General features: G+C 56.7%; 27 protein-coding genes. 21 read left to right on the top strand and 6 right to left on the bottom strand.

From position 1 onward, the window contains the following. Positions 1–187: 187 nt before the first annotated feature. From rplC to HF327_RS09075, 12 genes are all read left to right on the top strand, one after another. The gene (gene rplC, locus HF327_RS09130) at positions 188–862 is read left to right on the top strand and encodes a 50S ribosomal protein L3 (protein ID WP_169107928.1); all 675 of its coding nucleotides are present in this window, start codon (positions 188–190) and stop codon (positions 860–862) included. Then, positions 862–1,485, top strand: a complete 624-nt coding sequence (gene rplD / locus HF327_RS09125) for a 50S ribosomal protein L4 (protein ID WP_099739879.1) — start codon at positions 862–864, stop codon at positions 1,483–1,485. The genes rplC and rplD overlap by 1 nt, the downstream gene beginning before the upstream one ends. Then, positions 1,482–1,796, top strand: a complete 315-nt coding sequence (rplW, locus tag HF327_RS09120; RefSeq protein ID WP_169107927.1) for a 50S ribosomal protein L23 — start codon at positions 1,482–1,484, stop codon at positions 1,794–1,796. The genes rplD and rplW overlap by 4 nt, the downstream gene beginning before the upstream one ends. A gap of 2 nt (positions 1,797–1,798) precedes the next feature. Then, entirely contained in the window at positions 1,799–2,623 is an 825-nt protein-coding gene (gene rplB, locus HF327_RS09115; protein ID WP_099739881.1) for a 50S ribosomal protein L2, read from the top strand. 10 nt (positions 2,624–2,633) lie between these two features. Beyond that, complete coding sequence (gene rpsS, locus HF327_RS09110) at positions 2,634–2,909, top strand: 30S ribosomal protein S19 (RefSeq protein ID WP_099739882.1); 276 nt, start codon at positions 2,634–2,636, stop codon at positions 2,907–2,909. A 10-nt stretch (positions 2,910–2,919) separates the two neighbouring features. After that, entirely contained in the window at positions 2,920–3,252 is a 333-nt protein-coding gene (gene rplV, locus HF327_RS09105; RefSeq protein WP_099739883.1) for a 50S ribosomal protein L22, read from the top strand. Between the two features lie 16 nt (positions 3,253–3,268). Then, positions 3,269–4,141, top strand: a complete 873-nt coding sequence (rpsC, locus tag HF327_RS09100) for a 30S ribosomal protein S3 (RefSeq protein WP_099739884.1) — start codon at positions 3,269–3,271, stop codon at positions 4,139–4,141. A 2-nt stretch (positions 4,142–4,143) separates the two neighbouring features. Next, positions 4,144–4,560 carry a 50S ribosomal protein L16 gene (gene rplP, locus HF327_RS09095; protein WP_099739885.1) on the top strand — a complete coding sequence of 139 codons (417 nt, stop codon included), beginning with the start codon at positions 4,144–4,146 and terminating at the stop codon, positions 4,558–4,560. 10 nt (positions 4,561–4,570) lie between these two features. Next, entirely contained in the window at positions 4,571–4,768 is a 198-nt protein-coding gene (rpmC, locus tag HF327_RS09090) for a 50S ribosomal protein L29 (protein ID WP_003059403.1), read from the top strand. Between the two features lie 9 nt (positions 4,769–4,777). Next, positions 4,778–5,047 (top strand): 30S ribosomal protein S17, encoded by a 270-nt coding sequence (gene rpsQ / locus HF327_RS09085; RefSeq protein WP_099739886.1) that lies wholly within the window; start codon positions 4,778–4,780, stop codon positions 5,045–5,047. Between the two features lie 117 nt (positions 5,048–5,164). Next, on the top strand, positions 5,165–5,671 hold the full coding sequence (locus HF327_RS09080; protein WP_169107926.1) for a peroxiredoxin: 507 nt from the start codon (positions 5,165–5,167) through the stop codon (positions 5,669–5,671). A gap of 9 nt (positions 5,672–5,680) precedes the next feature. Next, positions 5,681–6,550, top strand: a complete 870-nt coding sequence (locus tag HF327_RS09075; RefSeq protein ID WP_169107925.1) for a hypothetical protein — start codon at positions 5,681–5,683, stop codon at positions 6,548–6,550. Between the two features lie 90 nt (positions 6,551–6,640). On the opposite strand, the gene HF327_RS09070 is transcribed toward HF327_RS09075, so the two are convergent. Together HF327_RS09070 and HF327_RS09065 are read right to left on the bottom strand one after the other, a co-directional pair. Beyond that, complete coding sequence (locus tag HF327_RS09070; protein ID WP_169107924.1) at positions 6,641–7,129, bottom strand: GNAT family N-acetyltransferase; 489 nt, start codon at positions 7,127–7,129, stop codon at positions 6,641–6,643. Between the two features lie 82 nt (positions 7,130–7,211). Beyond that, on the bottom strand, positions 7,212–7,916 hold the full coding sequence (locus HF327_RS09065) for a cytochrome b/b6 domain-containing protein (protein WP_169107923.1): 705 nt from the start codon (positions 7,914–7,916) through the stop codon (positions 7,212–7,214). Between the two features lie 146 nt (positions 7,917–8,062). On the opposite strand from HF327_RS09065, the gene HF327_RS09060 reads away from it, so the two are divergent. Continuing rightward, positions 8,063–8,509, top strand: a complete 447-nt coding sequence (locus HF327_RS09060; RefSeq protein WP_169107922.1) for a c-type cytochrome — start codon at positions 8,063–8,065, stop codon at positions 8,507–8,509. Positions 8,510–8,663: 154 nt separating this feature from the next. On the opposite strand, the gene HF327_RS09055 is transcribed toward HF327_RS09060, so the two are convergent. Further along, positions 8,664–9,176, bottom strand: a complete 513-nt coding sequence (locus tag HF327_RS09055; protein ID WP_169107921.1) for a TlpA disulfide reductase family protein — start codon at positions 9,174–9,176, stop codon at positions 8,664–8,666. A gap of 152 nt (positions 9,177–9,328) precedes the next feature. Here HF327_RS09055 and HF327_RS09050 point away from each other — a divergent pair, with 152 nt between their 5' ends. From HF327_RS09050 to ptsP, 4 genes are all read left to right on the top strand, one after another. After that, complete coding sequence (locus HF327_RS09050; protein WP_169107920.1) at positions 9,329–9,901, top strand: hypothetical protein; 573 nt, start codon at positions 9,329–9,331, stop codon at positions 9,899–9,901. A gap of 96 nt (positions 9,902–9,997) precedes the next feature. Next, the gene (locus HF327_RS09045; RefSeq protein ID WP_169107919.1) at positions 9,998–10,453 is read left to right on the top strand and encodes a PTS sugar transporter subunit IIA; all 456 of its coding nucleotides are present in this window, start codon (positions 9,998–10,000) and stop codon (positions 10,451–10,453) included. Then, entirely contained in the window at positions 10,422–10,691 is a 270-nt protein-coding gene (locus HF327_RS09040) for an HPr family phosphocarrier protein (protein ID WP_169107918.1), read from the top strand. The genes HF327_RS09045 and HF327_RS09040 overlap by 32 nt, the downstream gene beginning before the upstream one ends. A 202-nt stretch (positions 10,692–10,893) precedes the next feature. Further along, positions 10,894–12,660, top strand: a complete 1,767-nt coding sequence (ptsP, locus tag HF327_RS09035; RefSeq protein ID WP_169107917.1) for a phosphoenolpyruvate--protein phosphotransferase — start codon at positions 10,894–10,896, stop codon at positions 12,658–12,660. Between the two features lie 477 nt (positions 12,661–13,137). Here the strand turns inward: ptsP and lipA are convergent, their stop codons facing one another. Genes lipA through HF327_RS09020 form a run of 3 tightly spaced genes read right to left on the bottom strand, consistent with a single transcriptional unit; the run spans position 13,138 to position 15,177 of the window. Beyond that, complete coding sequence (lipA, locus tag HF327_RS09030; protein ID WP_099739895.1) at positions 13,138–14,118, bottom strand: lipoyl synthase; 981 nt, start codon at positions 14,116–14,118, stop codon at positions 13,138–13,140. 10 nt (positions 14,119–14,128) lie between these two features. Then, entirely contained in the window at positions 14,129–14,821 is a 693-nt protein-coding gene (gene lipB, locus HF327_RS09025; RefSeq protein WP_169107916.1) for a lipoyl(octanoyl) transferase LipB, read from the bottom strand. A gap of 38 nt (positions 14,822–14,859) precedes the next feature. After that, the gene (locus tag HF327_RS09020) at positions 14,860–15,177 is read right to left on the bottom strand and encodes a YbeD family protein (RefSeq protein ID WP_099739897.1); all 318 of its coding nucleotides are present in this window, start codon (positions 15,175–15,177) and stop codon (positions 14,860–14,862) included. A gap of 371 nt (positions 15,178–15,548) precedes the next feature. Between HF327_RS09020 and HF327_RS09015 the strand changes: the two genes are divergently transcribed. Genes HF327_RS09015 through HF327_RS09000 form a run of 4 tightly spaced genes read left to right on the top strand, consistent with a single transcriptional unit; the run spans position 15,549 to position 17,706 of the window. After that, a complete protein-coding gene (locus HF327_RS09015) occupies positions 15,549–16,022 on the top strand; it encodes an ATP synthase subunit I (protein WP_169107915.1) in 474 nt (157 codons plus the stop codon). A 14-nt stretch (positions 16,023–16,036) separates the two neighbouring features. Continuing rightward, entirely contained in the window at positions 16,037–16,900 is an 864-nt protein-coding gene (gene atpB, locus HF327_RS09010; protein ID WP_169107914.1) for a F0F1 ATP synthase subunit A, read from the top strand. A gap of 52 nt (positions 16,901–16,952) precedes the next feature. Then, the gene (atpE, locus tag HF327_RS09005) at positions 16,953–17,198 is read left to right on the top strand and encodes a F0F1 ATP synthase subunit C (protein ID WP_169107913.1); all 246 of its coding nucleotides are present in this window, start codon (positions 16,953–16,955) and stop codon (positions 17,196–17,198) included. A gap of 37 nt (positions 17,199–17,235) precedes the next feature. Beyond that, complete coding sequence (locus HF327_RS09000) at positions 17,236–17,706, top strand: F0F1 ATP synthase subunit B (RefSeq protein WP_169107912.1); 471 nt, start codon at positions 17,236–17,238, stop codon at positions 17,704–17,706. Positions 17,707–17,718 lie beyond the last annotated feature (12 nt).

The raw sequence follows: 17,718 nt of genomic DNA, 5'->3' as shown, positions 1-17,718 counted from the left end.
CTCGAAAGAGGCTTTTAAGGTCTTTGTTTAACGCGAACTTGCTTGAAAAAGCAGTTCGCGTTAAAATTTGGGGCTTCGCCTTTGATGCGAAGTTTTATTAACCTTCTTTTGTGTGCTAAGCCTTATGGGCAACGGTACAACGCTGAGCCAATTGCAGTTTCAGCGGCAAAAGTTTTGGAGCAAACAAATGAGTCTGAGCAACTCCCTGGGGTTGCTGGGTCGCAAGGTGGGCATGATGCGTCTGTTTACTGATGATGGGGACTCCGTGCCTGTCACAGTGGTGGACGTTTCTAACAACCGCGTTACCCAGGTCAAAACCCAAGAGAACGATGGCTACGTGGCCCTGCAGGTCACGTTCGGTACACGCAAGGCCTCTCGCGTGACCAAGCCAGCTGCTGGCCACCTCGCTAAGGCGGGCGTTGAAGCCGGTGAAGTGACCCGCGAATTCCGTGTAACTGATGAAACCGCTGGCAAGTACGCCGCTGGTGCCGTTCTGCCTGTGGCCGAACTGTTCAGCGTTGGCCAGAAGGTGGACGTGCAAGGCACTTCCATCGGTAAGGGTTACGCCGGTACGATCAAGCGCCACAACTTCTCGTCGCAGCGCGCATCGCACGGTAACAGCCGTTCGCACAATGTTCCCGGTTCTATCGGTATGGCACAAGACCCAGGTCGTGTGTTCCCCGGCAAGAAGATGACCGGTCACATGGGTGACGAAACCATCACTACTCAAAATCTCGACGTGGTTCGTATTGACGAAGCACGCCAACTGCTGTTGATCAAGGGTGCAATTCCCGGCGCTAAGGGTGGCTTTGTCTCCGTGCGTCCAGCGATCAAGGCTAAAGCTTCCAAAGGAGCGAACTAATGCAGCTCGAACTCCTGAATGAACAAGGCCAGGCTGCATCGAAGTTCGATGCTCCCGAGACTGTGTTCGGTCGTGAATTCAACGAAGATCTGGTCCACCAGCTGGTGACTGCCTACCGTGCTAACGCACGTCAAGGCACTCGCGCTCAGAAGGACCGTGAGCAAGTGCGTCACACCACTGCCAAGCCTTTTAAGCAAAAGGGTACTGGTCGTGCACGTGCTGGTATGTCCTCCTCGCCTCTGTGGCGTGGCGGCGGCCGCATCTTCCCTAATCTGCCTGAAGAAAACTTCGCGCAGAAGATCAACAAGAAGATGTACCGCGCTGGTATGGCTTCCATCCTGTCTCAGTTGGCCCGCGAAGGTCGTCTGGCAGTTGTGGATTCCCTGACGCTGGATACCCCCAAGACCAAGGTGCTGGCTGACAAGTTCAAGGCTATGAACCTGTCTACGTCGGTAATGGTGATCGCCGAAGAAATCGACGAAAACCTGTACCTGGCATCCCGCAATCTGAAGAACGTGTTCGTGGTTGAGCCGCGCTATGCTGACCCCGTGTCGCTGGTGCACTACAAGAAAGTGCTCATCACCAAGGGTGCGATCGACAAACTCAAGGAGATGTTCGCATGAGCACTACCAAGTTTGACGAAGGTCGTCTGATGCAAGTGCTGGTCGCTCCCATCGTGTCCGAAAAGGCCACCATGGTTGCTGAAAAGTCCAATGCTGTGACGTTCAAGGTGCTGCAGAGCGCTACCAAGTTTGAAATCAAGGCCGCTGTGGAATTGATGTTCAAGGTTGAAGTGGCTGGCGTCTCCGTGGTGAACACCAAGGGCAAGACCAAGCGCTTTGGCAAGACCGTTGGCCGTCGCGACAATGTTCGCAAGGCTTACGTGATGCTCAAGCCCGGTCAAGAGCTGAACCTGTCTGGGGAGGCTGCGTAATCATGGCTGTTATTAAGCTCAAACCTACGACCCCCGGCCAACGTGGCGCGGTCAAGATCTCTCGCGACCACCTGCACAAGGGCGAGGGCTTTGCCCCCCTGCTGGAACCTCAGTTCCAGAAAGCTGGTCGTAACAACAACGGTCACATTACTGTTCGCCACAAGGGCGGTGGTCACAAGCACCACTACCGCGTGGTTGACTTTACGCGTACCAAGGACGGTATCCCCGCCAAGGTCGAGCGTATTGAATACGATCCAAACCGTACGGCCCACATCGCTCTGGTGTGCTATGCCGACGGCGAGCGTCGTTACATCATTGCTCCTCGTAACCTGGAAGTGGGCGCTACGATTGTCAGCGGCTCCGACGCGCCTATCCGCGTTGGTAACACACTGCCAATCCGTAACATCCCCGTGGGTTCGACTATCCACTGCATCGAACTGAAGATCGGTGCTGGTGCTCAGATCGCTCGCTCGGCTGGTACCTCTGCCACCCTGCTGGCTCGCGAAGGCATCTACGCTCAAGTGCGTATGCGTTCGGGTGAAGTCCGCAAGGTGCACATTGAGTGCCGCGCCACTATCGGTGAAGTCGCCAACGAAGAACACAGCCTGCGCCGTCTGGGCAAGGCCGGTGTGAAGCGCTGGATGGGTATTCGTCCTACCGTTCGCGGTGTGGTGATGAACCCTGTGGATCACCCACACGGTGGCGGTGAAGGCAAGACCGGTGAAGGTCGTCATGCAGTTGACCCATGGGGCAACTTGACGAAGGGCTACCGTACCCGTAACAACAAGCGCACACAGACAATGATTGTGTCGCGTCGTAAAAAGTAAGGGGTAGCAAATGACACGTTCTCTCAAAAAGGGCCCATTTGTTGACCATCACTTGCTGGCTAAGGTTGAAAAAGCCGTTGCCACCAAGGATAAGAAGCCAGTGAAGACTTGGTCGCGTCGCTCGATGGTTCTGCCCGATTTCATCGGTCTGACCATTGCTGTGCACAACGGCAAGCAACACGTGCCAGTCTATGTGACAGACCAGATGGTCGGCCACAAGCTGGGTGAATTCGCGCTGACTCGTACCTTCAAGGGACACCCAGCGGACAAGAAAGCCAAGAAGTAAGGAATAGAACATGTCTGAAACACGTGCTGTTCTCCGTGGCGTCCGCCTGTCTGTTGACAAGGGTCGCTTGGTCGCGGATCTGATCCGTGGCAAGAAGGTGGATCAAGCCTTGAACATTCTCCAGTTCACACAGAAAAAAGCTGCTGTGATCCTGAAGAAGGTTCTGGAATCCGCTATCGCCAATGCTGAGCACAATGACGGCGCTGATATCGACGATCTGAAGGTTACGACCATCTACGTCGAGCAAGGCACCACGCTCAAGCGTTTCACTGCTCGCGCCAAGGGCCGTGGCAACCGCATCAGCAAGCCTACATGTCACATTTATGTGACAGTCGGTAACTGAGGCCTTAAGGAAGAATATGGGACAGAAAATCCATCCTACCGGCTTCCGCCTTGCTGTAAGCCGTAACTGGGCTAGCCGTTGGTACGCTAGCAACCGTGACTTCGCCGGCATGCTGGCTGAAGACATCAAGGTGCGTGAGTACCTGAAGGCCAAGCTGAAGAACGCTGCTGTTGCACGCGTTGTGATTGAGCGTCCTGCAAAGAGCGCCCGCATCACGATCTTCTCGGCTCGTCCTGGTGTTGTGATCGGTAAGAAGGGCGAAGACATTGAGGCCTTGAAGAAGGAACTCACTGCTCGTCTGGGCGTGCCAGTCGCTGTGAACATCGAAGAAGTGCGCAAGCCTGAAATCGATGCCAAGTTGATCGCTGATTCCATCTGCCAGCAGCTGGAAAAGCGCATCATGTTCCGCCGCGCCATGAAGCGTGCTATGCAGAACGCCATGCGTCTGGGTGCTCAAGGCATCAAGATCATGTCTTCCGGTCGTCTGAACGGTATCGAAATTGCTCGTACCGAGTGGTACCGTGAAGGCCGCGTGCCTCTGCACACACTGCGCGCCGACATCGACTATGGCTTCTCCGAAGCCAAGACGACATACGGCATCATCGGTGTGAAGGTCTGGGTCTACAAGGGTGATACCTTGGGCCGTAACGATCTGCCCGCCGTTGAGACTCCTCGTCCTGACGACGAGCGTCGTCCACGTGGCCCTCGCCGCGATGGTCGTCGTGATAGCCGTGATGGCGCAGGCCGTGGTGGCCGCCGCCCCGCTGGCACCAATGCCGCTCCCGCTGACGGTAGCGACAAGCCTGCAGGCGCTGGTGCTGATTCCGTTAAGCGCGTTCGCAAGACTGACGCGCCCGCTGCAGCTGCAGCGGACGGTAAAGGAGAATAAAGATGCTGCAACCTGCTCGCCGCAAATATCGCAAGGAGCAAAAGGGTCGCAACACCGGTATTGCAACGCGTGGTAACTCCGTTGCTTTCGGTGACTTCGGCCTGAAGTCTACTGACCGTGGCCGTCTGACGGCCCGCCAGATCGAAGCCGCACGTCGTGCGATTTCCCGTCACGTGAAGCGTGGTGGTCGTATCTGGATCCGCGTGTTCCCGGACAAGCCAATCTCTACCAAGCCCGCCGAAGTGCGTATGGGTAACGGTAAGGGCAACCCCGAGTACTACGTGGCTGAAATCCAGCCCGGTAAGGTGATCTACGAAATCGTAGGCGTGCCTGAAGAGCTGGCCCGTGAAGCGTTCCGCCTGGCTGCTGCAAAGCTGCCTCTGCGCACGACCTTCGTGTCTCGTCACATTGGTGCTTAAGGAGATCAACATGACTAAATCTGCTGAACTCCGCCAAAAAGACGTGGCCGGTCTGGAAGCTGAAGTGAAGTCCTTGCAAAAGGCTCATTTCGGTCTGCGCATGCAAAAAGCCACGCAACAACTGGGCAATACAGCGACTATCAAGGCTACTCGCCGCGATATCGCTCGTGCCAAGACCATTCTTGCTGAAAAGCAAGCCGCCAAGTAAGGAGCCGACATGACGGAAGCTAAAACATCCCTCAAGCGCACCTTGATTGGCAAGGTCGTTAGCGACAAGCGCACTAAGACTGTGACCGTTCTGGTTGAACGCCGCGTTAAGCACCCCCTGTACGACAAGATCATGATCAAGTCGAGCAAGTACCACGCTCATGACGAGCAAGGTGAGTACAAGCTGGGTGACGTGGTTGAAATCACCGAGAGCCGTCCTCTCTCCAAGACCAAGAACTGGGTTGCTACCCGCTTGGTGCAAAAGGCTGCTCTGGTGTAAGCCTAACTGGCTTTCCCGGCTGCAACGCCCCTAAAAACGACCCACAATGCTGTGGGTCGTTTTTTTATTTGGGCTGCCGCAATAAGCGGCCCATGCTTTGCAACTAAGGAGATAGTCATGATTAAAGTTGGTGATACCCTGCCCGCAGTGACCTTGATGGAATACGTGGAAGTGGAAGGAAATGGCTGCAGCCTTGGTCCTAACCCCGTCAAGCTGCCTGAAGCTCTGGCTGGCAAGACTATTGCGCTGTTTGCTGTGCCTGGCGCTTTTACGCCCACCTGCTCCGAGAAGCACCTGCCAGGCTATATTGCCCAAGCAGAAGAGTTCAAGGCGGCAGGGGTTGATGAAATCTGGTGCCTGGCTGTGAATGACGCTTTTGTGATGGGGGCCTGGGGCCGTGATCAGAAGGCCGGTGGCAAGGTGCGTATGATTGCGGATGGCGATGCAGCCTTTGCCAAGGCGACAGGCCTGACTCTGGACCTCAACGGCAAGGGCCTGGGTTTGCGTGCAAACCGTTTCTCCATGCTGGTCAAAGATGGCAAGGTGGCTACGCTGAATGTGGAAGGTCCTGGCAAGTTCGAAGTCAGCGGTGCTGACACGATGCTGGCCCAAGCCAAGGCCTGATAAACGCCCATGTTGGATATCTCAGCCCTCAAGGACATGCATCCCATCGTGATGACTCCCAGTCACGACGGTAAGTATTTCCACAACTATGTGATTTCCCTGCTGAATTTGTCCAACGCCGCGCGAGAGTGCGGAATGCCGCTGGATGTGTATCTGCATCGTGGTGAGAGTTTGATCACTCGAGCTCGAAACAATTGCGTGGCCGATTTTTTGGCCAATCCAAACTGGACACATCTGTTCTGGATTGACTCTGATATCGGTTTTTCTGCGCAGGCTGCGCTCAGGTTGTTACTCAGCGACTACGACGTAGCCGCTGGTGTGTATCCGCTCAAGCGTGATCGTTGGCCGGCTGAAATGGGTGAAGCGACTGAAGGGTTGAGTGCCGAAGAAATTCTGGTGCGACATGCGCATTACACGGTCAACACCAGTGCGAATGAGGATGGCTGTATCAAAGTGGAGGTGCTGCCTGACGGCTTTTTGAAGCTGGATGAGGCACCTACAGGTTTCATGGTCATCAAACGCAATGTGTTTGAGCGAATGATGAAGCACTACCCCGAACTGCAGTACACGGCAGACAGTGTGGGCGTGGAGGACAAGGGCCTGCACTACCGCTTCTTTGACGTGATGGTGGACCCGGTCACGCGTCGCTATCTCTCGGAGGACTACGGCTTTTGCCGTCTCTGGAGCGGCATGGGTGAACATATCTATGTTGACGCCAACTCCAATCTTTCGCACCAAGGCGCTAAGCTGTACAAGGGCAACTTTGCAGACAGCCTGAGCCATGCCCTGTCCTATGCCGTCAATGGCACGGCCGGCGCGAGGATGGAGCTATATGGCTCGCAGTATCTGCAGCCTAACGAGGTTGGACCTGCCGCGTAAGCACAGGCCTCAGCAAGCGCTGAATTAATGCAAGGCATCCGAATGCAGATTCGGATGCCTTTTTTGTTTCAAGAGATCTTACGCAGAGGCTTAAAGCAAAGCAGCCTTGAGATAGTGTGCCCCCTGCAAGGGGTTGTGATAGTAGGGCTCGATGGACTCAAAGCCTAGCTCTTCATAGAGCTTGCGGGCAGCCTCCATGTCGTCGAGGGTGTCCAGCAGCACATGGTCGTAACCCGCTTGACGGGCTGTATCAAGCATGGCTTCAACCAGCTGGCGACCTAGGCCCACGCCGCGAAAGGCTTTGCGCACATACAGGCGCTTCATTTCGGCAGCGTTGGGGTAGTCGCAATCGTCCAGAGGGCGCAGGGCGCAGCAGCCTGCAATGCTTCCATCTACACGCGCGAGCAGAATCTGCCCCCGTGGTTCAGAATACTCGCCAGGAAGGTGGGCGAGTTCGGTTTCGAATCCTTGAAATTTCAGGTCGATGTTCAGGCTGTCCGCATATTCCTGGAAGATCTGGCGCACAGCGTGCATATCTTCCGGAGTGGGGGTCAGCAAGTCCACGGCAGGCTTGTCCACGGCAACTAGGCGATGATGAAAGAGGATTCAGTGTAGCGGCAAGCGCGCGGCATGGTTAAAGCGGGATGGTTGACGTCAGAACTCAGAAAGCAGCGCCTTGACCCAGCTGATGGACCCACCATGAAATGCCGCTGGCCACAACCGCCAACACCGCCGCCAGGACCCGGGTACCCATGGTGTCGCGGGCAGAAGGTACAGGTCCATCCAGCAGCTTGTCTCCTGTCACCATGGCGGGTACTAGTTTGTCGCCTTTGAGGCTGTAGCCAATGACGGCCAGCAGGTGCAGGGCGACCAGGCCATAAATCAGATACTGCCCCCAGTGAGCGTGGTAGTTGGTGGCCTGAGAAATGAGATCGCCAGAGACAAAGCGCGTCAGCGGCCCGCTGAAGGCAATTTCGTCATCACTCAAGAGTCCGCTTGCGATCTGCGCTATCAAAATAATGAGCATTGCGATGACTGAAAGTGCACCCAGCGGGTTGTGACCCGCACGGTCTTGCGTTGTCGATGCGCCGCGCACATAGCGCCCCAGCGCCGCAGGCGACGGAATAAAGCTGCCAAAGCGCGACCAGTAGCCGCCCACCATGCCCCAGAGAATGCGAAAGACCAGCAAAGCCAGAACGACCTGACCCAATATCAAATGCCAGTTCATGGCATTCCCGCCCATCTTGGCGGTGATGACCAGGGCCACGATGCACGCAGCCAGTAGCCAATGAAACAGTCGGGTTGGCAGATCCCAGATGCGTACTTTATGGGGTAGGGCAGAGGCAGGTGTGGCGGGCTGTGTCATATTTATTCAGTGCTGATAGGCACAGGCATTGTGCCCTGATGGGTGGGAAACCCCGTTCGAGGCACCGTGCGTGCTTTCATCAGCCTCTGCCATACTGCGCAGGCAGCCGCTTGCGGCCTGTTGTTGAACCAAGAAAGGATAACCCGATGAAAGCTTTCTCCTCCCTGGCTCTGGCCGCTGTGGTTGCCACTACGGCCTTGCCTGCTTCTGCGCAATTTGCCAAATCCGAAGACGCCATCAAGTACCGGCAGAGCGCATTGAGCGTGCTGGGTACGCATTTCAGCCGCCTGGGCGCCATGGCCAATGGCAAGATTCCTTTTGATGCCAAGAGTGCGCAGGAAAGTGCGGAAGTCGTCGCCTTTATGTCCAAGCTGCCATGGGCTGGCTTTGGCGCGGGCACCGAAGGCGGCAAGGCCAAGCCTGAAGTGTGGAAGGAGCAGGCCAAGTTCCATGACCTGAGCGGCAAGATGGAGGCAGAGGTCGTCAAGCTCAACGCCGCAGCGAAGACGGGCAATCTGGATAACCTCAAGACCGCCTTTGGTCCTGCCGCGAACAGCTGCAAGAGCTGTCACGACAGCTTCCGCAACAAGTAATCTCTGCCCCTGGATTGGGCGACCACAAAAAAACCGGCATTGCCGGTTTTTTTTGTGAGCTTCTTGCGCTTGTATAGATGGGATTTCAGAGCAATTTCAGTCTGAGATCAAGCAGGTACGAGCGCAAGCAGCTATGTTTTTTGGAGATCGAGGCTCAGACGCTGGCGGGTTCGGCCAGTAGCTTTTCGATGAGCTTGTGGAGTTCCACAAAGTCGGGTGCACCGATGTAGCTCTTCACAATCTCGCCGCGCTTGTTGACGATGAAGGTGCTGGGGGTGAGCTTCACATCGCCCCAGGCCTTGGCCACGCTACCGGTGTTGTCCAGTGCTACTTGGAAGGGCAGTTTGCGGGATTCGACAAAGTTCACGACATAGCTGGGCGGGTCGTAGCTCATGGCCACGGCCAGTGTGTCAAAGCCCTTGCCCTGGTACTTTTGGTAGGTACTGATGATCTGGGGCATCTCGGCCACACAGGTCGTGCAGCTGGTCGCCCAGAAGTTCACCAGTGTCACCTTGCCCTTGAGGTCGTTGGTCGTCTTTTGGCTGCCATCCAGCAGTACGAATGTGGATTGGGGGGCCGTGGTCTGCCCTGCGTTCGAATACACCAAAGCGCCGACGCCAATGACGGCGGCGGCCACAACGCCTGCGATCCAATGTTTGCTTGCCATAGTGATGAATTGTGCACAAAACATCAGCACCTTGCTGATCTTGTGGATTGGTGTCTAAAACAGCGGCAAAGTTCAGTTTGTACTGCTTAACCCACGGGTCATCCCTAGCCTTGCAGGGCAAGCCGCACTCATGCGGCTGTTGATAATGGGCCATGAAGAAAACAGGACTCTGGGTTGCTGCTGTGCTTGCCACGGGCGGGCTGCTGGTCGCCTGTAGTCCTGCGCTGAACTGGCGCACGACGCAGTTGAAAGATGCGCCACTGCAAGTGCTGCTGCCTTGCGATCCGCAGACGGCCAGCCGTCCGGTGGAGCTGGGGTTGGGCCAGGTGCAAATGTCGGTCCTGGGTTGCGAGGCACAGGGCGCGACCTATGCGGTCTCCAGCTTTGCGGTGACCGAGCCTGCCCGCGCTGCAGAAGCGCTGATGTACTGGCAGCAGGTGGTGCTGGCGCAACTGCGGCCTGAAGGTGGCGCAACAAGTGTTGCCACAAAGCTCAATGCCAGGGGCGATGGGCTCTGGGTCCCCAAGGGGGCGCTGAACCTGCCGCAATCCGAGCGTATGACGTTTGAGGGCATCAGCGCCAAAGGGCAGAAAGTGGTAGCGCATGGCCTGTGGTTTGCCCGGCTGGAGGGCGCTGGCGCGCGGGTTTACCACGCAGTGATTTATGGCAGCAAGGCACGGCCTGCAGAGGCGGAGATGTTCTTTTCAGGCCTGCAACTGCAGTAAGAGTGTATTTAGATCATGACCTTTGCTCTTCAATTGCCCATTGACCTTGTTTGCGACGCCAACGCGCCATAATTTGCTATTAAGAACTGTGACCACATGACCACGCGCATCCTATTGCTCACTCACGCTCCTCTGGCCGCTGCATTGCGCGAATGCGCTTTGCACGTGTTTGCGGATAGCGCTGATGATTTGCTGGCTCTGGATGTCCCGTCAGAAGAGGCCCCCGAAGCTACGCTGGAGCGTGCTCTGGCCTTGCTGGTAGCGCATGGCGGGCTGGAGGCTCCCACGCTGGTGCTGACCGATCTGTTCGGGGCGACGCCCTGCAATGTCGCCCAGCGGCTGACGGGTTTGTTGCAGGCAAGGCTGGTGGCAGGTGTGAACTTGCCTATGCTTTTGCGCTCTATCGGTTACCGGCACGAGTCACTCGATGCCCTGGTCTCCCGCGCCATGGTGGGCGGCAGTCAGGGCGTGATGCAGGTCGCCAGCAGTTCAAGACAAAATCAAGGCGCACGAACTTCCAATGATCAAGACCCACATCACCATCAGCAATAAATTGGGCCTGCACGCCCGTGCATCGGCCAAGCTCACCAAGCTGGCAGGCAGTTATCCCTGCGAGGTCTGGCTGACCAAGGGCGAGCGCCGCATCAATGCCAAAAGCATCATGGGTGTGATGATGCTGGCCGCCGGGATTGGCTCTGAGCTGGAGATGGAAACGGATGGCGAGCAGGAGCAAGAAGCGATGGACGCGCTGGTGGCGCTCATCAATGACAAATTTGGCGAAGGCCAGTAAACGCTGCAGCCCTGCACAGTTGATTGACCGCGCACGGTGCGGCTGAACGATAAGTTCTTTTGATAGCAGGGAGTGCCCTGCTAACTGTAGGGTAGCGCTACTTTCGTGCTGTGATGCAGTAGGAATAAGCGCTGCACGCTGCAAAAATAAGAGCAAGAAGCAAGCAAAAAGCAATCGCGAGATTCGCGAAAGGGCATTCGCTATGACATTTGCCATCCACGGTTTGGCTGTTTCCCGAGGTATTGCCATTGGGCGTGCGGTCGTTGTGGCCTCCAGTCGAATGGAGGTGGTCCACTACTTCATTCGCCCAGATCAGGTAGAGGCTGAGATTCAGCGTGCCCGAACGGCGCGCAATGCCGTGATTGATGAACTGCGCCGCCTGCAGGAGGAAGTGCCCAAGGATGCGCCAGGCGAGCTGGACGCGTTGCTGGAAGTGCATTTGATGCTGCTGCAGGACCAGGCACTGGCCGAAGCCATTCGCAACTGGATCTCAGACCGCCTCTACAACGCCGAATGGGCGTTGACCACGCAGCTGGAAATCATCTCGCGCCAGTTCGATGAGATGGATGACGAGTACCTGCGGGAGCGCAAGGCCGACCTGGAGCAGGTGGTCGAACGCATTCTTCGCCACATGAAGGGTGCTGCAAGTCCCATCTCTCCACCCATGGCACCTGCCAGTGTAGTCGGCACAGCTGGTGGCCAGCAGCTGTCGCTGGATGGTACGGTAGACACTCCGCTAGTGCTGGTGGCGCAAGACCTGTCGCCAGCAGACATGCTGCAGTTCAAAAGCAAAGTGTTTGCGGGCTTCATCACTGCCGTGGGCGGCAAGACCAGCCACACCGCGATTGTGGCGCGCAGCATGGATATACCAGCCGTGGTTGGCGCGCGTGCAGCCAGTCAGCTGATTCGCCAGGACGACTGGGTCATCATTGATGGCAATGAGGGCGTAGTCATCGTCGATCCCACGCCCATCATTTTGGAGGAATACAGCTTTCGCCAGCGCCAGAGCGAGCTGGAGCGCGAGCGCCTGGCGCGCCTGCGCTTTACCCCGTCGCTCACCATGGATGGGCAGAGGGTGGAGTTGCTGGCCAATATCGAGCAGCCCAGCGATGGCGCAGCTGCCGTGCGTGCCGGTGCGGTGGGTGTGGGGCTGTTTCGTACCGAATTTCTGTTCATGGGCCGCAGCGGCAACCTGCCGGGCGAAGAAGAGCAATACCGCGCCTACTGCGAGGTCATCAGCAGCATGCATGGCATGCCCGTCACTATTCGGACGCTGGACGTGGGGGCCGACAAGCCGCTGGATAAAGCCCAGCCCAAGGACTACTACCTCAACCCCGCACTGGGACTGCGCGCCATTCGCTGGAGTCTTGCCGACCCCGTGATGTTCCGCACCCAGCTGCGCGCTATTCTGCGTGCTGCAGTGCATGGGCCTGTGAAGCTGCTTTTCCCCATGCTGGCGCACCGCAGCGAGATTGAGCAAACTTTGGCCCAGCTGCGTCAGGCGCAGGCGGAGCTGGATATGCGCGGGTTGGTTTACGGCAAGGTCAAGTTGGGCGCCATGATTGAGATACCGGCTGCAGCCTTGACGGTGCGCAGCTTTCTCAAATATTTCGATTTTCTGTCTATCGGCACCAACGACTTGATCCAGTACACGCTGGCGATTGACCGTGCCGATGAAGCCGTCGCCCACCTCTACGACCCCATGCACCCTGCCGTGCTGCGGTTGGTGGCCGAGGTGATTGCCGCTGCCAATGCTGCAGGCAAAGAGGTTTGCGTGTGCGGGGAAATGGCCGGGGACCTGAGCATGACCCGGCTGCTGCTGGGGCTGGGGCTGCGCAGTTTTTCCATGCACCCCGCGCAGATTCTGGCCGTCAAGCAGGAAATTTTGCGTGCAGACTCCTGCAAGCTCGCGCCCTGGGCGAATGAGGTGCTCGACAGCGACACCCCGGCACAAATGATGCTCCCCTGAGAGGGCACAGCAAGCATCACGCCCCAGTTGGCTGGAATTGAAAGTGTTCAGAAAAATGCCGGTGCAAAAAGCCGGCATTTTTTATGGTTTATATGAGATTGATTCTCATTTGATGTTACGATGCATTCCAGCATGTAGCGCAGATCTCTGGTGGGGCTCCCGCGCTACATGGCTCAGTTTCATCGTGGGGCGACTCGTCGGGCTTGTTCAGCTCACAGTCGTTTTTGCCAGCCAGCGGTTTGCCGGTTAGCCAGGCATTTTTTCTCGATGTGGACTCTGGTGGTTCTTCAAAAGTCATAGCTGCTAGCGCAAGCTGTTCATCGACTTCAGTTTGAATGAACCACTCAACCCATAGTTATCAATCGCAACAAGCTCCTTTTTCAGGAGCTTTATTTTTGTGCAGATCTTGAACTTGCCACTAGCATCAGGCATGAAAAAAGCAGCCGTAAGGGCTGCTTTTTGTGACGCCATCAGCGCTTAAACGCCAGCGGCGTGTGCTTGCTGGTCGGCGTGATAGCTCGATCGCACCATAGCGCCCACGGCGGCGTGGGTGAAGCCCATTTTGTAAGCCTCTTCCTCGAACATCTTGAAGGTGTCGGGGTGCACGTAACGGCGCACGGGCAGGTGGCTGTTGGTGGGGGCGAGGTACTGGCCAATGGTCAGCATGTCGATGTTGTGTGCACGCATGTCGCGCATCACCTGCAGGATTTCCTCGTCTGTCTCACCCAGACCCACCATGATGCCGCTCTTGGTCGGCACATCGGGGTGCAGTTCCTTGAACTTCTTCAAGAGGTTCAGCGAGAACTGGTAGTCCGAACCGGGACGTGCTTCCTTGTACAGGCGCGGCGCGGTTTCCAGGTTGTGGTTCATCACATCGGGCGGGGCCGACTTGAGGATTTCCAGTGCACGGTCATCGCGGCCGCGGAAGTCAGGTACCAGAATTTCGATCTGTGTCTCGGGTGAGAGTTCACGAATGTTCTTGATGCACTCCACAAAGTGGCCCGAGCCACCGTCGCGCAGGTCATCACGGTCCACGCTGGTGATCACCACGTACTTCAGGCGCAGCGCAGCAATGGTGCGGGCCAGGTTCAGAGGCTCGTTCACATCCAGCGGGTCAGGACGGCCATGGCCCACGTCGCAGAACGGGCAGCGGCGTGTGCACTTGTCGCCCATGATCATGAAAGTGGCCGTGCCTTTGCCAAAGCATTCGCCGATATTGGGGCAGCTGGCTTCTTCGCAGACGGTGTGCAAGTTGTTCTTGCGCAGGATGTCCTTGATTTCATAGAAGCGCGTGGTGGGACTGCCTGCCTTGACGCGAATCCAGTCGGGCTTTTTCAGCACTTCGGCGTGCTCGACTTTGACGGGAATGCGCGAGAGCTTGGCTGCCGCCTTTTGCTTGGCCAGCGGGTTGTAATCCGCTTGGGATTGCGCTTCGCGCACGACTTCGTTGGTGCTCATGTTCTTGCCTTCAGGGAGAGAGACGCGCCTTCAGTTGGCGACCCAGCACATGTGCGGCCTCGTCCCAGGTTGTCTGTACGCCGATTGTAGAAAGATCCACGGTCTTCAGTCCTGCGTATCCGCAAGGATTGATTCGCCCGTAGGGTTCCAAATCCATGTTTACATTCAGCGCGACACCGTGGTAGGTGCTGTGGCGGCTGACCTTGATGCCCAGGGCGGCAATCTTGCCCAGGCCGTCGAAATGCGGCTCTGGAGCAGGGCTGCCCGTCTCGCGGTGCTGGGGGCGTTGCTCCAACATGGCGTGGCTGCGCGGGTCTTGAAGGCGCACATAAATGCCGGGTGCTCCGGCCACGCGATGACCGGTGACACCGAAGTGGTCCAGCGTGCGGATCACAGCGTCTTCAAGCCGGTATACATATTCTTTGACGAAATAGCCCATGCGCTGCAGATCAAGCAGGGGGTAGGCAACCACCTGTCCGGGGCCGTGATACGTCACCTGCCCGCCGCGATTGGTCGCGACCACAGGAATATCGCCAGCGTTCAAAACATTCTCAATTTTTCCGGCTAGCCCTTGTGTGAAATGCGGTGAGTGCTCACAAATCCATAGTTCATCACGCGTACCCGCATCGCGTTTGCGTGTGAACTCCTGCATGGCCACCACGCAGGCCTCATAGCCTGTGCGGCCCAGAAGGCGCAGGTCCATGGGTTCTGGCGGGGGCAATGCAGTCGTCTGGCCGTCGCTCACAGCACAACCTTCACCAGCGGGTGAGCGGTCAGTGCGCGGTAGGTGTCGTCCAGCTGCTCGCGGCTAGTGGCTGTGATGGTGATGGTGATGCCCAGGTAGTTGCCGCCAGAGCTGGGGCGCAGCTCAATGGTGGAGGGGTCATAGCTGGGATCGAACTTCTTGGCGATCTGGGTAATTTCATGCACCAGATGCTCGTTTTTGACACCCATGACCTTGATGGGGAACTGGCTCGGATACTCAATCAGCGAATCCTTGCGTGGGTCTTCTGGTTGAGCGTTCTCGTTGGCGGCAGAGGTGTTTGGTGTGTCGCTCATGAGTAATCCTTGGGCGGGGATGAAAAAAAGCCGCTCAAAACGGCCAATACAGACGAAAGATTGTGCGCCACGCCTGACAGCTTCGCGCGCGTGGGCCTAATCGGCGGGGCGTGAACCTCCTGAAATGGCAAAGGCCCCAGTGAGAGGCTGACAATTCAGGGTAATCAGGTATTTCAACTCAGGCACACTCGCGCCGCTGCGAAGCAGGGTTGCAAAATGTTGCCTGCTAGCGACAACCCTGTGGTCGTGAAAAAGACCTTTCACACATGACGGTATCAACCCTTACCTCGTGGCGGGGTTTTTACTTATAATCAGAGGCTGTATAAAAAGTCTTTTCTGGTTCTTGCTCGGTCAGCGGTGTGAAAGAAAACATGACAAACATGCCCGCTGATTTCGATGATGAGGACGAAGTTGAGGATTTCAAGCCCCTCACTGCCCAAGAAGCTTCGGTTTGGCGCTCGCGCTTTCCGCAGGTTTCTGTCTGGCGCATTGTGGTGGTTCAGGCCATGGCCGCTGTTGTCGTGACCTTGCTTTCCTGGCTGGTGACGGGGAGGGCATCTGTGGGTTGGTCGGCGGGCTATGGAGCTCTGTCGGCGTTAGTGCCTACCGCACTGTTTGCAAGAGCTTTGGCCAAGCAGCAGCCGGATAGTTCCGGAGCTGCGATGGCAAGAATTTTTGGTTGGGAGCTGGTGAAGCTGGTGCTCTGTATAGCGATGTTGGTCGCTGCACCCAAGCTGGTTCCAAACCTGAGCTGGCTGGCATTGCTGGTCGGCTTGATTGTTGTAATGAAAACGTATTGGATTGCCTTTTTGGTGCGATCCGGTGTCCGAAAAACTGAAGCTTAAGAAGAGAGTTGACGATGGCCGCTGATGCGCACGCCCCAACTGCAAGTGAATACATCGTTCACCACTTGCAACACCTGCAGAACATCAAGCAGACATCAATTGTTGATTTCTCTGTCATCAACCTCGACTCCATCGTAGTCGCGGCTGCTTGCGGCGTTATCGGTCTGTTCATTCTGTGGCTGGCTGCTCGCAAGGCAACCGCTGGCGTTCCCGGTCGCTTCCAGGCGGCCGTTGAAATGCTGGTCGAGATGGTGGATACCCAGGCCAAGGCCAACATCAAGAACGCTGAATCGCGCAAATTTATCGCCCCTCTGGCGCTGACTGTGTTTGTGTGGATCTTCTTCATGAACGCCATGGACATGCTGCCTGTGGACCTGCTGCCCGTGCTGTGGCAAGTGTCCCAGGGCGATTCGCATGCTTACATGCGTGTTGTGCCTACCGCCGATCTGTCCACCACTCTGGGCCTGGCTCTGGCTGTACTGCTGATGTGCTTCTGGTACTCGGTGAAGATCAAGGGCGCAGGCGGCTGGGCTCACGAGCTGGTCTCCGCACCTTTCGGCATGCCCAAGAATCCTCTGCTGGCTGTTCCCATGGCTATCGTGAACTTCAGCATGCAGATCATTGAATACCTCGCCAAGACGGTTTCGCACGGGATGCGACTGTTTGGCAACATGTACGCGGGTGAGCTCGTGTTCATGCTGATTGCGCTCATGGGTGGTGCTGCCGCCATGTCGCTGTCCGGTATGCTGCTGCCTTTGGGCCACATCATTGCCGGTTCCCTCTGGGCGATTTTCCACATCCTGATCATCACCCTGCAGGCCTTTATCTTCATGATGCTGACGCTGATTTATCTCGGCCAGGCGCATGAGGCTCACTAAACCCTCTAGGTTTCCCTTTTCACTTTCACTTTCGCTTACTTAAGGAATCATCATGGAAAACATTAACGGCTTGGTCGCTCTGGCTTGCGCTTTCATCGTCGGTCTGGGAGCCATCGGTGCTTCTATCGGTATCGCTCTGATGGGTGGCAAGTTCCTGGAATCTTCGGCCCGCCAGCCTGAGCTGATCAACGAACTGCAAACCAAGATGTTCATCTTGGCCGGTCTGATCGATGCTGCGTTCCTGATCGGCGTGGCTATCGCTCTGCTGTTCGCTTTCGCAAACCCCTTCGTCGCTTAATCGCTCGCCGTTCAACACTCAATAGAAAGGTGTTGCCGTGAGTATCAACGCGACCCTGTTCGTTCAGTGCATTGTTTTCCTGATCCTGGTGATCTTCACGATGAAATTCGTGTGGCCCCCGATCGCGAAAGCTTTGGATGAGCGAGCCCAGAAAATCGCCGATGGCCTCGCTGCTGCTGACAAAGCCAAAACTGAATTGACCGCTGTCAACAAGCGTGTCGAGCAGGAATTGGCCCAAACGCGCAATGAAACGGCGTCGCGTCTTGCGGACGCTGAAAGCCGTGGCCAGGCCATCATCGACGAAGCCAAGGCCCGTGCGACAGAAGAAGGCAACAAGATTGTTGCTGCTGCTCGCGCCGAAGCCGAACAGCAAGCCATTGCTGCCCGTGAAGCCCTGCGTGAGCAAGTGGCAGTACTGGCTGTAAAGGGTGCCGAGCAGATCCTGCAAAAGGAAGTTAATGCCGGTATCCATGCTGATCTGCTGAACCGCCTGAAGACAGAGCTGTAAGGAAGCAACGAA

This window comes from Comamonas suwonensis (genome assembly GCF_012844455.2).
Taxonomy (GTDB): Bacteria; Pseudomonadota; Gammaproteobacteria; order Burkholderiales; family Burkholderiaceae_C; genus Comamonas; species Comamonas suwonensis.
Note: the sequence above shows the minus strand (reverse complement) of the source record. Positions and strands in the feature narration are given on the sequence as shown.